This is a genomic window from Nonomuraea composti (assembly GCF_012034275.1).
In the GTDB taxonomy this organism is placed as follows: Bacteria; Actinomycetota; Actinomycetes; order Streptosporangiales; family Streptosporangiaceae; genus Nonomuraea; species Nonomuraea composti.
On the sequence record NZ_JAATEP010000033.1, the window covers coordinates 23,947 to 37,793 of the forward strand.

A 13,847-nucleotide genomic window follows, 5' to 3' on the forward strand; every position below is an offset into this window, starting at 1 on the left:
GGGGTGAAGGTGTCGTATCGGGGGCCCGGCCGATCGTCTTCGAGGTGAGGACTCTGGAAAGGAGCGCGTCATGTACCCCGCACTCAACACCATCGACATCGTGGTGTCCGACCTGGACGCCTCGATCGCCTTCTACGCCCGGCTCGGCCTGGAGTTCAAGGTGGACGAGCACTCGCCCGAGCACGCCGGCTGCGACCTGCCGAACGGGCTGCACGTCATGCTGGACACCGAAGGCTTCCGCACGCCGTTCCTGTCGGGCTGGAGCGCCCCGGCCGGCGGGCCGCGCACGCTGCTGTGCTTCGAGCTCGACGGGCCCGCCGCGGTCGACGCCAAGTACGCCGAGCTCGTCGCGGCCGGTCATCGCGGGATCGCCGAGCCGTTCGACGCGTTCTGGGGAATGCGTTACGCGACGGTCGCGGATCCGGACGGCAACGGCGTCGACCTGTACGCCGCGCTCCCGGCAAGCTGACCACCACGAGACCGGAGGAGGACGATCGTGAAGTACGTGCTGATGTTCGTCGAGACGGAGCAGTTCGCCCAGAAGCTGGAGGCGATGGGCGAGCTGGAGCGGCAGGACGCCTACGAGGCGGTGGGCCGGTGGTTCGCCGAGCACGCCGACAGGATCACCCATCACACGCACCTGGCGCCGGTGCACACCGCCACCACGATGCGGCTCGACCAGGGGGAGCCGGTGGTCACCGACGGGCCGTTCGTGGAGGGCAAGGAGGTGGTGAGCGGGTTCGCGGAGATCGAGGTGGCGGACCTGGACGAGGCGCTGCGGGTGGCCCGCTCGTGGCCGGCCTGCCCGATCGTGGAGATCCGTCCCGTCGCATGAGCGGTGGGACTGCCGCGAGCGCCGCGCCGGCGGGCGGCGCTGATGAGTGACGTGCCGGACGGGCGGGAGGTGCTGGCGCGGGTGGTGCGCGAGCACGCGGGCCGGCTGGCCGCGTCGCTGGTGTCGCTGCTGGGCGACTTCTCCGCCGCCGAGGACCTGGTGCAGGACGCGGTCGAGACCGCGTTGCGGCGCTGGCCGGTCGAGGGCGTGCCGGACCGGCCGGACGCGTGGCTGTTCACCGTGGCCCGGCGGCGCGGCCTGGACGTGCTGCGCCGTGAGTCCAACTACCGGGCCAAGCTCGCCCGGCTCACCTGGCCGGGGCCGGCGGAGCGGGACGACCGGCTACGGCTGATCTTCACCTGCTGCCACCCGGCGCTGTCGCGGCCCGCGCAGATCGCGCTCACGCTGCGCGTGGTGTGCGGGCTGTCGGCGGCGCAGATCGCCGCGGCGTTCGTGGTGCCCGAGTCCACGGTGGCGCAGCGCATCACCCGCGCCAAGCGGAAGATCGGCGAGGCCGGCATCCCGTACCGCGTCCCGCCGGAGGAGGAGCTGCCGGGCCGGCTGGGCGAGGTGCTGGCGGTGGTCTACCTGCTGTTCAACGAGGGGTACCTGTCCACCACGGCCGAGCGGGCGCAGGCGCCCGACCTGGTGGAGGAGGCCGAATGGCTGGCCGCGCTGCTGGTGAACCTGATGCCGAAGGAGCCCGAGGCGGCCGGGCTGCTGGCGCTGATCCGGCTGCACCGGGCCCGCGGCGCCGCCCGCTTCGACGGGCGGGGCCGCCTGGTGCTGCTGGCCGACCAGGACCGCTCGCTCTGGGACCGCGCCGCCATCGCCGCGGCCACCGCCCTGCTCACGCGTACGGCCCGCGCCCACCGCCGGCCCGGCCCGTACCAGCTCCAGGCGGCGATCGTGGCCTGCCACGCGGAGGCCGCGTCGTTCGCCGAGACCGACTGGGCGCAGATCCTCGTGCTGTACGACATGCTCCTGCACGTGGCGCCGTCGCCGGTCACGCGGCTGCACCGGGCCGTCGCGCTGCGGCACGTCCGGGGCCCGGAGGCGGCCCTGGCCGAGCTGGACGATCTCGGAGGCGCGCTGGAGCGCTACCCGCTCTTCCACGCCACCCGGGCCGAGCTGCTGCGCGACCTGGGGCGGGACGCGCAGGCCCGCCAGGCCGACGAGCGGGCGCTGCGGCTGACCGCCAACCCGGCCCAGCAGGAGCTGCTGGAGCGGCGCCTGGGCTGGGACTGACCGCTCCCGGGAGCATCGCCGCGCGGCGCCGGAGCGTACGGTGACGAGCGGAGGTGCGTGGCCATGAGTAAGGGCAAGCTGCGGCGCAAGCCGTACGAGAAGCGGTTGTTCCGGTTGCAGGCCGAGCTGGTGAAGCTGCAGGAGTGGGTCAGGGCCGAGGGACACCGGCTGGTGGTGATCTTCGAGGGGCGGGACGCGGCCGGCAAGGGCAGCACGATCAAGCGGGTGACGGAGTACCTCAACCCGCGCGTGGCCAGGATCGTGGCGCTGCCCGCGCCGACCGAGCGCGAGCGTACACAGTGGTACTTCCAGCGCTACGTCGAGCACCTGCCGGCCGCCGGGGAGATCGCGCTGTTCGACCGCAGCTGGTACAACCGGGCCGGCGTCGAGCGGGTGATGGGGTTCTGCACGCAGGAGGAGTACACCCGGTTCCTGCACCAGTGCCCGATCTTCGAGCGGCTGCTGGTGGAGGACGGCGTCTTGCTGCGCAAGTACTGGTTCTCGGTCAGCGATACCGAGCAGGAGCGCCGCTTCCGCGCCCGGCTGGAGGACCCGATGCGGCGCTGGAAGCTGTCGGCGATGGACCTGGAGTCGATCACCCGCTGGGAGGAGTACTCCCGCGCCAAGGACGAGATGATGGTGCACACCCACATCCCCGAGGCGCCGTGGTACGAGGTGGAGGGCGAGGACAAGCGGCGGGCCAGGATCAACATGATCTCCCACCTGCTGTCCACGATCCCGTACCACGAGGTGCAGCGCACGCCGCTGGAGATCCCGCCCCGGCCCGCCCCGACGGGCTACCGGCGCCCGCCGAGGGTGGAGACCCCGGTGCCCGACGTGACCGGCGATCTCCACTGACGGCTTGCCGTTCGACTGACCAATTGGTTAGCATCCCGACCATGCGGTCAAACGACGACGCCGATCTCACGGCGCGCGCCCGGATCAGGAACGCGGCTCTGGAGCTGTTCGGTGCCGAAGGCGTGGGCCGGGTCAGCCTGCGCGCCGTCGCCGCCCGCGCGGGCGTCTCGCACGCCCTGGTGCTGCACCACTTCGGCACCAAGGAGGGGCTGCGCAAGGAGTGCGACGCGTACGTGATCGCGCTCGTGCGCGGCGGCCCCGGCATGGAGGCGCTGGACGACACCTCCAGCCTGGGCGCCCTGTTGGAGGCGGGCGCCGGCGTGCGCCGCTACCTGGCGCGCGCCTTCCTCGACGGCACGCCGGAGGCCGCCGCCCTGTTCGACGAGCTCGTCGAGACCACCGGGCGGTGGCTGGAGCAGGGCGTACGGGAAGGGTGGGCCCAGCCGGGCGAGGACCCGCGGGCGCGGGCGGCGATCTACGTGACCTGGCTGCTGGCGCCCCTGGCCTTCGGCGAGCACCTGTCGCGGGCGCTGGGCGTCACCGACCTGCACGACACCGACGCCACCCTGCGCTACTCCCGCGCCGCCGTCGAGATCTTCACCCGCGGCGTCTTCACCGACGAGCGGGCTCTGGAGGCCTGGGACGCGGTCAGGGAGCGGCGCCGCTCACCTTGACCGCGCCCATCCGCCCCGTTCCCCCATCCTGGAGTGATCCTTGACCGACCTCATCGGCCTGCTGACCGCCGCCGACCGGGACGCGTTCCTGACCGGCCTGGCCGGGCACGGCCCCGTCAGCCCCGGCACCTACCTGGACGGCACCCCCATCTGGCTGGTCACCGGCCATCCGGAGGCCGTCACCGTGCTCACCGACCCGCGCTTCAGCAGCGACGTCACCAAACAGGGCAAGATCGACGTGGCCGCCGCGGCCGGGCTGCCGGCGGACGTGGCGCCGTACCTGATGCACACCCTCGGCGCCTACGACCCGCCCGGCCACACCCGGCTGCGCCGCCTCGTCTCGCGCGAGTTCACCGCCCGCCGCGTGGAGCGGCTGCGGCCGCGCATCCAGCAGATCGCCGGCGAGCTGCTGGACGGCCTGCCCGGGGAGTTCGACCTGATCGAGCGGTACGCCTACCCGCTGCCGATCCAGGTCATCTGCGAGCTGCTCGGCGTCCCCGGCACGGACCGGGACACGTGGCGGGCCTGGGCCGCCGACCTCGGCGCGCCGGACCCGGCCAGGATCGCCGCGGGCGCCAGGGGGCTCGTCGGGTACGTCCGCGACCTGGTCGCCGCCAAGCGCCGCGCACCGGCCGACGACCTGCTGTCCGGGCTGGTCAGGGTACGGGACGAGGACGGCGACCGGCTCGGCGACGAAGAGCTGATCGCGCTGTCGATCAGCATCCTGCTCGCCGGCCACGAGACCACGGTGGGCCTGATCAGCCAGAGCGCCTGGCTGCTGCTCACCCGCCCCCTCGACCGCGGCGACGCCGCGACGGCGGTGGAGGAGTTCCTGCGGTACAGCGGGCCCGCCGAGCTCGCCGTCCTGCGCTACACCCTGGAGCCGGTGCAGCTCGGCGGCGTCACCATCCCGGCCGGGGAGGCCGTCCAGGTCGTGTACGCCGCGGCGAACCGCGACCCGCGCCGCTTCGACCGGCCCGCCGAGCTCGACCTCCACCGCCTCGACAACGCGCACCTCGGTTTCGGCCACGGCATCCACTACTGCCTGGGCGCCGCGCTGGCCCGAGCCGAGACCCGGATCGCGCTCACCACCCTCTTCGACCGCTTCCCCGCCCTCACGCCGGCCGGCGAGGCGGGCTGGCAGCCGGGCTTCAAACGAGCGCTCACCGGCCTGCCGGTCCGCACGTAGCCTCGACTCGACCGGCCCGCCGGTCCGCACCTGACTACCTGCCGGACCACCTGCCGGTTCGCCCCAGACTACTCGAACAGGGACGGATCGCCCGTGCCCCGGCGCAGGATCTCCGGCTCGTCCTGCGAGAGGTCGACGACGGTCGTCGGGGTCGCGCCGCACTCGCCGGCGTCGATGACGGCGTCCACCGCGTGGTCGAGCCGCTCCTTGATCTCCCAGCCCTGCGTCGGGGGCTCGCTCTCGCCGGGCAGCAGCAGGGTGCTCGACAGCAGGGGCTCGCCGAGCTCGGCCAGCAGCGCCTGCGTGACGACGTGATCGGGGATCCGGACGCCGACCGTCTTCTTCCTGGGGTGCAGCAGCCGCCGCGGCACCTCCTTGGTGGCCGGCAGGATGAACGTGTACCCGCCGGGCGTCGCCGCCTTGACCAGCCGGAACACCGCGTTGCTCACCCGTACGAACTGGCCGAACTGGGCGAAGTCCCTGCAGATCAGGGTGAAGTGATGGTTGTCGTCGAGGCTGCGGATCTCCCTGATCCGGTCGATGCCCTCCTTGTTGCCCAGCCGGCACCCCAGGGCATAACACGAGTCCGTCGGGTACGCGATCAGCCCGTCCGCGTTCAGCAGCTCCACCACCTGACCGATCAGGCGGGGCTGGGGGTTGTCCGGGTGAAGGTCGAAGTATCTGGCCACCCTTCGGATCTTAGAAGCGTGACGGTGATGGGGCAGCATCGCCCGATTCGCCCGGTGTCACGCGGGCGGGCGGGACGGGGCGGGGGCGGCCTGCAAGTACGCCAGCACCGCCATCACCCGCCGGTTCTGGTCGTCCGACGGCGGCAGGCCGAGCTTGGCGAAGATGTTGTTGGCGTGCTTGCTGATCGCCTTGTCCGTCACCTGGAGGCGGGCGGCGATGGCCAGGTTCGACAGCCCCTCCGCCATCAGCGCCAGCACCTCGCGCTCGCGCGGGGTGAGCGTGGCCAGCGGCTCGTCCCGGCCCCGGCGGGTCAGCAACTGCGTGATCACCTCCGGGTCCATCGCGGTGCCGCCCCCGGCCACCTGGCGCACCGCCTCGACGAATCGGTCCACGTCCCCCACCCGGTCCTTCAGCAGGTACCCGACGCCGCCCGACCGGTCCGACAGCAGCTCCCTCGCGTAGAGCTGCTCCACGTACTGGGACAGGATCAGCACCGGCAGCCCCGGGACCCGCCGGCGGGCCTCCAGCGCGGCGCGCAGGCCCTCGTCGGTGAAGCCCGGCGGGAGCCGCACGTCCACCACGGCCACGTCGGGGCGGTGCGTGACCAGCGCCCGCAGCAGCATGGGGCCGTTGTCGACCGCCTCGACGACGGTGCAGCCGTGCGCCGTCAGCAGGCGGACCAGCCCGTCCCTCAGGAGTGCGAGATCTTCGGCGATGACGACGCGCAAGGGACCTCCATGGTGAGTTCGGTGGGGCCGCCGGGAGGGCTGCTCACGGTGAGCGAGCCGTCGAAGGCGGACAGACGATCACGTATCCCGCGCAAACCAGCGTCGGAACGAGGGTCGGCGCCGCCGCGGCCGTCGTCGCCCACGGTGAGGCGGAGTACGCCGGACGAGTGGCGCAGCCGCACCCAGGCGCGCGAGGCGCCGCTGTGCTTGGTCACGTTGGTCAGCGCCTCCGCGACGGCGAAGTACGCGGCCGACTCGACCGGCGGTGGCAGCCGGCCGGGCAGGTCGAGGTCGAGCTCGACCGGCATCGGGCAGAGCAGCGCGGACGCCTCGATGGCGCCAGTGAGGCCACGGTCGGCCAGGACCGGCGGGTGGATGCCGCGTACCAGGTCACGCAGGTCGGTCAGGGCCTGACCGGCGACCTCGCGCGCCTCGTCGATCATCCGCAGCGTCTCGCCCGGGTCGCGGGAGCCGCGCGCCAGGCCGAGCTGCATGCGGATGGCGATCAGCTTGGCCTGCGCGCCGTCGTGCAGGTCGCGCTCGATCCGGCGCAGCTCGGCGTCCCGCGCGTCCACGAGCGCCGCCCTCGACGCGGTCAGCTCGCGGATCCGGGCGTCCGGCGTGGCGGCCGGGGTGAGCAGCAGGCGCGCCAGGCGCGCCTGGCCGGCGCGGAACAGGGCGACGGACAGGAGGAGGACCACGGCGATCGCCACGATGGACAGGGAGAGGGCGAACGTGTTCAACGGGCTGCGCTCCACCGGGTTCAACCGGAACCACACGTAGTCCAGAGCGGCCAGCATGCCCCACGCCACGACCAGCGGAGCCGGCCCCGCCACGCTCTGCACCGCCAGCCACAACAACACCCGCCGCCCCGCGCCGCCCACCTCGTCCCGGCTGTCCGAGCGGGCGCGTGAACGGGCGGCCCGGTCGTGCGTGTGAGGCTCCCGGCGCAGGATCCGGTCGGCGCGGCGGCGGTGGAAGGCGGACAGGCGGTGGGCGAGGCCGAGCGCCCGGTCCAGCGGAGCCGTCCGGGAGCCGGTCACCGGCCTCAGGGTCGCGCACACCGCGACCAGCACCAGCAGCGCGAGCGCGGCCACCCCCGTGGCGGCGTTCAGCACGAGGTCGGCCGGGCCCGCCAGCGTTCTGCGCGCCTGGGCCGCCAGCCGGCCGGCGAGCGGGCGGGTCGCGGTGGCGGGCGCGGGTGGTGTCCGGATCACCCTTGCAGTCTGCCCCGCTCGCGGCGGTGCGGGGGTAGGGCTGGCCCCACCCCGGAGGGTGGAGATCGTCCACCGGCCGGGTGGGCGCAGACCCATGGAGGCCGGGCCGCCGGCCCGACAGGCTCGTCACGAAGATCCGAGACCGTCGACGAGGGAGAGTTGTGATCGAAGTGAGGGGCCTGACCATGCGGTACGGCCGCACGGTCGCCGTGGACGACCTGACCTTCACGGTGAAACCCGGCCTGGTGACCGGGTTCCTGGGCCCGAACGGGGCGGGCAAGTCCACGACCATGCGGGCCGTGCTCGGGCTGGAGGTCCCGCAGGCGGGGGAGACGCTGGTGGACGGGCGCGCGTACGTGTCGCTGCGCCGCCCCATGCGCACCATGGGGGCGCTGCTCGACGCCGGCGCGGTGCACGGCGGCCGGACCGCCCACGCCCACCTCGCCTGCCTGGCCCGCAGCAACGGCATCGGCGCCGGCCGGGTGTCGGCGGTGCTGGAGCAGGTCGGCCTGACGGCCGTCGCGAACCGGCGGATCCGCGGCTTCTCCCTCGGGATGAAGCAGCGGCTCGGCATCGCGATGGCGCTGCTCGGCGACCCGGCGACGCTGATGCTGGACGAGCCGCTGAACGGCCTCGACCCGGAGGGCATCCGCTGGCTGCGCGGCCTGCTGCGCTCGCTCGCCGGCGAGGGCCGCACGGTGCTGCTGTCCAGCCACCTGATGAACGAGCTGGCGCTCACCGCCGACCACGTCATCGTGATCGGCCGGGGCCGGCTGATCGCCGACACCGCCATCGACGCCCTGGCCGGGCACTTCCAGGGGGACGTGCTGGTCCGCGCGTCCCGCCCCGACCGGCTCGCCGCGCTCATGCGGGAGCGCGGGGCGGCGGTGACGGCCGAGGACGGCGGCGCCCTGTCCGTCCGCGGCCTGACCGCCGCCGAGATCGGCGTGCTGGCGCTGTCCGCCGGGATCGCGCTGGCGGAGCTGTCGCCCCGCGCCGCGTCCCTGGAGGAGGCGTTCATGCGGCTCACCGGCGACAGCATCGAGTTCACCGGAAACAAGGGGGTCGGGCGATGACCGACGTGATCGCCTCCGAATGGCTCAAGCTGCGCTCACTCCGCTCGAACCTCTACCTCCTGGCCTGCTCGTTGGCCGCCGTCCTCGCGTGTGCCGGGATCGCGTTCATGATCGGCCGCGGGTTCGACAACCAGACGCCGGAGGAGCGGCTGGCCTTCCCCGGCAACGGGGACGGCCTCGGCAACGGCATCGCGGTCGCCTACTTCGTGTTCGCCCTGCTGGGGGCGCTGGCGATCACGTCCGAGCACGCCACGGGCATGATCCAGCCGAGCCTGGTGGCGGTGCCGCGCCGGCAGGTGCTGCTGCTGGCCAAGATCCCGGGTGTGGCCGGGGTGGCGCTGGTGGCGGGCCAGGTCCTGGCGTTCGCCATGCACGCGGCCTCCATGGCGGTGCTCGGCGACCGGGCGGGTCGGTTGCTGCGCGAGGGGGTGACGCTGGGGACGCCGCTGTCGGAGCCCGGCGTGCTCGCCTCAGTGATCGTGGCGGGGTTGTCGATGGCGGCGGTCGCGCTGATCGGGCTGGGGGTCGGGGCCGCCGTCCGGTCCACGCCGGGCGCGCTGGTCGTGCTGACGGTGCTCATCGTGGTGCTGCCGGTGGTCGCCAGGACGCTGCCCATGCCGCTGCGGGCGCGGGCCGGCTCGTTCATGATCGAGAACCTGCCGCTCCAGATCGCGGGGACCGGCGGTGGAAGCCTGCCGCCCGCCGTGGCCGCGGGCCTGCTCGTCGGGTACGTGGTCGCGGCGCTGACGGCCGGCGCCACCGTGATCGCGCTGCGCGGACGCCGGATCAAGGCGCTGGCGATCGGCGTGACCACGGCCGTCCTCGTCGTGGCGGCACCCGCCGTCGCGGCGGACACACCGGGCGCGGGCGCGGGTGCGCTGCGCTGGGGCGGGTGCGCGGACAAGGGCGCCGACAAGGGCACGGACAAGGGCGTGGGCAAGGGACTCGTGAAGGACCTGCGGTGCGCGTCCATCGCCGTGCCGGTGGACTGGTCCCGCCCGTACGGACGGAAGATCGAGCTGACCGTCGGCCTGCTGCCGGCCACCGGCGTGCACCGCCGGATCGGCACCGTGTTCGCGGTCCCCGGCGGCCCGGGCGGCTCGGGCGTGCAGGACCTGAGCACGAACGCGGGCAGCTTCGCCGAGCTGCGCGACCGTTTCGACGTGGTCGGCGTCGAGCCCCGCAACACCATCGACAAGGGCGTGCTGCCGTCCGACTGCCTGGTCTCCGGCCCGTGGATCACCTGGCCCGAGACCCGCGAGGAGTACGCCGAGCTGGGCCGGCGCAACCGGGCGGCGGCCGAGCGCTGCCGCGCCGCCGACCCCGAGTTCTTCGACCACATGGATTCGGCGTCCGTGGCGCGGGACATGGAGGCGATCCGCGTCGCGCTCGGCGAGGAGCGGCTGAGCTTCATCACCAACTCCTACGGCAGCATGCCGGGGATCGCCTATTCCCGGCTGTTCCCGGAGCGGGTGCGCGCGATGGTGCTCGACGGCGCCGCCAACCCGTACGTGGACCGGGCCCGCGGCAGGTTGCCGCACGAGGAGTCGTTCGGCCGCTTCGCCGCCTGGTGCGCGCGGGCGAGCACGTGCGCGCTGCACGGGCAGGACGTCGGCGAGGTGTGGCGGGCGCTGGTGGCCCGCGCCGACCGCGTGCCGGTGCCGGTCAAGGGCGAGTCGCCGCGGGCCGCCTACAGCGGGCTCGACATCAAGGAGGCGGCCGCGCCCAGCGTCATCTCGCCGGGGCCCGCGCCGGACTTCCCCCGCTGGACGCAGCTCGCCGAGGCGATCGCGCGGGCCGTGGGCGGTGACGCGTCAGGGTTCGCCGGTTACGTCCGGCAGAGCACGAACAGCCTGAAGGTGCCCTCGTTCACCGGGATGAACATGACGCACTGCCTCGACGGCCTGGGCTTTCGCGACTATGAGGAGTACCGGGAGCTGCGCCGCCAGGGCGAGCGCCTGCTGCCGAACCTGGCCGGCATCGAGCTGTGGCACCCCCTCGCCTGCGTCGGCTGGCCGGTCGCCGCGACGAACCCGCCCGCGCCGCTGCCCGCCGGGAAGCTGCCGCCGTACCTGGCCGTCGGCTCCTGGACGGACTTCGGCGGCGGCGCCGACCTCGTGCGGCGGATCCCCGGTTCGGGCGGCGTGCAGTATCTGGGGCATGGCCACGGCCTCTACAACGCGGGCGTTTCCTGCGTCATCGCGCACGTCAACCGCTACCTGATCAGCCTGCGCCCGGCTGCGATGGGCACGGTCTGCCCCGGCCCCGCGAGCTGACGCGCGCCGAAGGTTCCAGGAAGGTTTCGGAGTCTTGACAGGGGGAGGGGTCGGCCTCAGTATCTTCACCACTAACTTTATTCCTAAAGAAAGTCCCCCACATGGCAGCCACAGACCGCGGCGACCTCACCAGAACGGCGATCCTCGCCCTCCTGGGCACGGTCGGCCCGCTGAGCCGCAGCGAGATAGCCCGCGAGCTCGACGTCAGCCCCGCCACGGTCACGCAGCTCACCAAGGAGCTCATCGGGCACGGGATGCTGGAGGAGCTGGACCTGAAGCCGTCGCGCGGCGGACGCCCGGCGCAGCGGCTCGGGCTGGTGGGCAGTGCCGGGCGGGCGCTCGGCGTGAAGGTGACGGCCGACCACCTGGTGCTGGTGGACGTGCGGCTCGACGGCGAGGTGCTCGGCTCCTGGGAGAGACCCCACGACCCGGCAGCGCCCGACGCGCTGGAGCACCTGGCGGACGCGGTCGAGTCCGTGGTCCGCGAGGTTCCCGGGGCGCCGCCGCTGCTGGGCGTCGGGGTCGGGGTGCCGGGGAACGTGGACGACCAGGCCGTCGGCACCGTCAACGCACCCACGCTCGGCTGGCAGGCCATGCCGGTGGGGGAGCGGCTGCGGCGCCGGCTCCACCTGCCGGTCCTCGTCGAGAACGACGTGAACGCGCTGGCCGCCGCCGAGCGCCTGTACGGCCGGGGCCGCACGCACAGCGACTTCCTCGTCCTGACGATCGGGCGCGGCGTCGGCGCGGCGATCGTCGCCGACGGGCGGGTGTACCGGGGGGCGCGGGGCGGGGCGGGCGAGTTCGGCCACCTGCCCGTGGACCCGGAGGGGCCGCCCTGCGGGTGCGGCGCCCGGGGATGTCTGGAGGCGTTCGTCGGCTCGGCCGGGCTGCTGGCGGCCGCCCGCGCCAAACGGGGCCTGGCGCGGGCGGACGCGAGCGATCCGCTCGGCGCGGTGGCCGCGCTCGGCCGGGCGGCGGCGGGCGGCGAGCAGGCCGCCCGGGAGGTGTTCGCCGAGGCCGGGGCGATCCTGGGCCGCGCTGCCGCCGGGCTGATCAACGTCGTGGACCCCGAGGTCGTGGTGGTGCTGGGCGAGGGCACGGCCGACTGGCCGCTGTGGCGGGCCGGCTTCGAGCCGGCCCTGCGCGCGCACCTCTATCCCGGTCGGCGCGACATCGCGGTCGAGGTCGAGAGCTGGGACGACACGAGCTGGGCCCAGGGGGCGGCGGCCCTGGTGCTGGCGACCCCGTTCGACTCGGCGGGAGCGGCGGGTGAGCAGGGCCGCCTGGTCCGCGCCCGCCTGATCGGAGCCACCCCATGAGCGTCCAGCAGGCCAGGCCCGTGACGCGGGCGGGCGCGCCGCCCGCGCACGCGGGGCCGAAGCGGCGGCGCGGGTGGCGGTACGCCGGCACGGTCGCGTTGTTCCTGCTGCCCAGCCTGGTCCCGCTGACCCTCTACACGCTGATCCCGATGGTCGGCTCGTTCTGGACGAGCCTGCACGAGTGGGACCTCATCACCGACATGCGCTGGGTCGGCCTCGGCAACTACGCCGAGCTGATCGGCGACCCCGACACCCAGGCCGCGTTCCTGCACACGCTGTACTTCATCGCCGGCTACCTGCCGCTGGTCTACCTCGGCGGCCTGGGCCTGGCGGTGCTGCTGAACCGGGCGATGCCCGCGCGCGGCCTGCTGCGCGGCGTGTACTTCCTGCCGGTGATCACGAGCTGGGTGGTCGTGGCGCTGATGTGGAAGTGGCTGCTCAACCCGGCCAGCGGCATCGTCAACTGGGCGCTGGGCCTGGTGGGCGTGAGCGGGCCGGGCTGGTGGACCGACCCCGACTGGGCGATGCCGTCGATCATCCTCGCCTCGGCCTGGAAGGACCTGGGCTTCGTGATGATCATCCTGCTGGCGGGGTTGCAGGCGATCCCCCGGGAGTACCAGGAGGCCGCCATGGTGGACGGCGCGACGGCGTGGCGCAGGTTCAGGCACATCACGCTGCCGCTGCTGTCGCCGTCCACGTTCTTCGTCGTGGTGATCTCACTGATCAACGGCTTCCAGGTGTTCGACCAGGTGCAGATCATGACGGGCGGCGGGCCGGGCGGCGCGACGCAGGTGGTGGTCTCGCAGATCTACGACCTGACCTTCCGCTACGGCCGGGCGGGCGCCGCCTCGGCGCTGTCGTGGCTGCTGTTCGCGCTGGTGCTGCTGGTGACGATCGTGCAGATCCGGGGCCAGAAGAGGTGGGTGACCTATGGGTAGGGTCCTGAGGTACCTGCTGGTGGGGATCGGCGCGCTGGTCATGCTGTTCCCGTTCGGCTGGGCGGTGATCACCTCGATCACGCCGAGCGACGCGGTGCTGGCCGTGCCGCCCGACTTCACTCCCGACGGCGCGAGCCTCGACGCCTACGGGCGGCTGCTGGAGACGCTGCCGTTCTGGCGGATCGTGCTCAACAGCGCCTGGATCGGCGCCGCGTCCACCACGTTGCAGCTCGTGACCAGCGCGATGGCGGCCTACGCGTTCGCCCGGCTGCCCTTCCCGGGGCGGGGCGGGTTGTTCGCGGTCTACCTGGCGACGCTGATGATGCCGCTGCCGGTGCTGGTCGTGCCGCTGTTCATCGAGATGCGCGCGTTCAACCTGGTCGACACGTACTTCGCGTTGCTCGCGCCGACGATCGCCTCGGCGTTCGGGGTGTTCCTGCTGCGGCAGGCGATCAACCAGGTGCCGCGCGAGTTCGACGAGGCGGCCGTCCTCGACGGCGCCGGACATTTTCGGATCTTTCTGTACGTGGTGCTGCCGCTGATCCGCCCGGCCCTGGCCACGTTCGCCATCTTCGGCTTCATGGCGAGCTGGAACAGCTACCTGTGGCCGCTGATCATCATCAAGTCGCCGGAGTTCATGACCCTGCCGCTGGGCCTGGCGACCCTGCACGGCCAGTTCACCACGCAGTGGGACGTGGTCATGGCGGGCTCGGTGGTCAGCGTCGTCCCGATCCTCATCCTGTACGTCTTCGCGCAGAAGCACGTCATCGCCAGCGTCGCGCAGAGCGGGCTCAAGTAG

The 13,847-nt window shown here is 73.3% G+C and carries 14 protein-coding genes; 11 read left to right on the plus strand and 3 right to left on the minus strand.

What is annotated here, in order from left to right; translation table 11 throughout:
• Window positions 1–70: 70 nt before the first annotated feature.
• The 6 genes from HCN51_RS36600 (at window position 71) to HCN51_RS36625 (ending at window position 4,804) form a co-directional block, all read left to right on the plus strand.
• Window positions 71–469, plus strand: coding sequence for a VOC family protein (locus HCN51_RS36600; protein WP_168016143.1), 399 nt, complete (start codon window positions 71–73; stop codon window positions 467–469).
• A 27-nt stretch (window positions 470–496) separates the two neighbouring features.
• The gene (locus HCN51_RS36605; RefSeq protein WP_168016145.1) at window positions 497–835 is read left to right on the plus strand and encodes a YciI family protein; all 339 of its coding nucleotides are present in this window, start codon (window positions 497–499) and stop codon (window positions 833–835) included.
• Between the two features lie 42 nt (window positions 836–877).
• Window positions 878–2,083, plus strand: coding sequence for an RNA polymerase sigma factor (locus HCN51_RS61680; protein ID WP_168016147.1), 1,206 nt, complete (start codon window positions 878–880; stop codon window positions 2,081–2,083).
• A gap of 63 nt (window positions 2,084–2,146) precedes the next feature.
• Window positions 2,147–2,941 carry a polyphosphate kinase 2 gene (gene ppk2 / locus HCN51_RS36615; protein WP_206068310.1) on the plus strand — a complete coding sequence of 265 codons (795 nt, stop codon included), beginning with the start codon at window positions 2,147–2,149 and terminating at the stop codon, window positions 2,939–2,941.
• Window positions 2,942–2,982: 41 nt separating this feature from the next.
• The gene (locus HCN51_RS36620) at window positions 2,983–3,615 is read left to right on the plus strand and encodes a TetR/AcrR family transcriptional regulator (RefSeq protein WP_168016151.1); all 633 of its coding nucleotides are present in this window, start codon (window positions 2,983–2,985) and stop codon (window positions 3,613–3,615) included.
• A gap of 40 nt (window positions 3,616–3,655) precedes the next feature.
• Window positions 3,656–4,804 carry a cytochrome P450 family protein gene (locus tag HCN51_RS36625; protein ID WP_206068311.1) on the plus strand — a complete coding sequence of 383 codons (1,149 nt, stop codon included), beginning with the start codon at window positions 3,656–3,658 and terminating at the stop codon, window positions 4,802–4,804.
• A 68-nt stretch (window positions 4,805–4,872) separates the two neighbouring features.
• Here HCN51_RS36625 and HCN51_RS36630 read toward each other — a convergent pair whose 3' ends face one another.
• From HCN51_RS36630 to HCN51_RS58385, 3 genes are read right to left on the minus strand one after another with little or no spacing between them, the layout of a single operon-like run.
• On the minus strand, window positions 4,873–5,493 hold the full coding sequence (locus HCN51_RS36630) for an L-threonylcarbamoyladenylate synthase (RefSeq protein WP_080039959.1): 621 nt from the start codon (window positions 5,491–5,493) through the stop codon (window positions 4,873–4,875).
• A gap of 57 nt (window positions 5,494–5,550) precedes the next feature.
• Window positions 5,551–6,222: a response regulator transcription factor gene (locus HCN51_RS36635; RefSeq protein WP_080039958.1), complete on the minus strand. Its 672-nt coding sequence runs from the start codon at window positions 6,220–6,222 to the stop codon at window positions 5,551–5,553.
• Entirely contained in the window at window positions 6,186–7,439 is a 1,254-nt protein-coding gene (locus tag HCN51_RS58385) for a sensor histidine kinase (protein ID WP_346433920.1), read from the minus strand. The genes HCN51_RS36635 and HCN51_RS58385 overlap by 37 nt, the downstream gene beginning before the upstream one ends.
• Window positions 7,440–7,600: 161 nt before the next feature.
• On the opposite strand from HCN51_RS58385, the gene HCN51_RS36645 reads away from it, so the two are divergent.
• The 5 genes from HCN51_RS36645 to HCN51_RS36665 all read left to right on the plus strand — a co-directional run bounded on the left by HCN51_RS36645 (window position 7,601) and on the right by HCN51_RS36665 (window position 13,847).
• Window positions 7,601–8,515, plus strand: coding sequence for an ATP-binding cassette domain-containing protein (locus tag HCN51_RS36645; RefSeq protein WP_168016153.1), 915 nt, complete (start codon window positions 7,601–7,603; stop codon window positions 8,513–8,515).
• Entirely contained in the window at window positions 8,512–10,791 is a 2,280-nt protein-coding gene (locus HCN51_RS36650) for an alpha/beta fold hydrolase (protein ID WP_168016155.1), read from the plus strand. The genes HCN51_RS36645 and HCN51_RS36650 overlap by 4 nt, the downstream gene beginning before the upstream one ends.
• A gap of 101 nt (window positions 10,792–10,892) precedes the next feature.
• Entirely contained in the window at window positions 10,893–12,110 is a 1,218-nt protein-coding gene (locus tag HCN51_RS36655; protein ID WP_168016157.1) for an ROK family transcriptional regulator, read from the plus strand.
• Entirely contained in the window at window positions 12,107–13,048 is a 942-nt protein-coding gene (locus tag HCN51_RS36660; protein ID WP_168016159.1) for a carbohydrate ABC transporter permease, read from the plus strand. Before HCN51_RS36655 ends, HCN51_RS36660 begins: the two co-directional genes overlap by 4 nt.
• Window positions 13,041–13,847, plus strand: coding sequence for a carbohydrate ABC transporter permease (locus HCN51_RS36665; protein WP_168016161.1), 807 nt, complete (start codon window positions 13,041–13,043; stop codon window positions 13,845–13,847). Before HCN51_RS36660 ends, HCN51_RS36665 begins: the two co-directional genes overlap by 8 nt.

Excerpts from the sequence above, each read along its gene's own strand:
- HCN51_RS36600 (WP_168016143.1), top strand. The coding sequence starts at position 71 with ATGTACCCCGCACTCAACACCATCGACATCGTGGTGTCCGACCTGGAC.
- HCN51_RS61680 (WP_168016147.1), top strand. The coding sequence starts at position 878 with ATGAGTGACGTGCCGGACGGGCGGGAGGTGCTGGCGCGGGTGGTGCGC.
- ppk2 (WP_206068310.1), top strand. The coding sequence starts at position 2,147 with ATGAGTAAGGGCAAGCTGCGGCGCAAGCCGTACGAGAAGCGGTTGTTC.
- HCN51_RS36620 (WP_168016151.1), top strand. The coding sequence starts at position 2,983 with ATGCGGTCAAACGACGACGCCGATCTCACGGCGCGCGCCCGGATCAGG.
- HCN51_RS36650 (WP_168016155.1), top strand. The coding sequence starts at position 8,512 with ATGACCGACGTGATCGCCTCCGAATGGCTCAAGCTGCGCTCACTCCGC.
- HCN51_RS36655 (WP_168016157.1), top strand. The coding sequence starts at position 10,893 with ATGGCAGCCACAGACCGCGGCGACCTCACCAGAACGGCGATCCTCGCC.
- HCN51_RS36660 (WP_168016159.1), top strand. The coding sequence starts at position 12,107 with ATGAGCGTCCAGCAGGCCAGGCCCGTGACGCGGGCGGGCGCGCCGCCC.
- HCN51_RS36665 (WP_168016161.1), top strand. The coding sequence starts at position 13,041 with ATGGGTAGGGTCCTGAGGTACCTGCTGGTGGGGATCGGCGCGCTGGTC.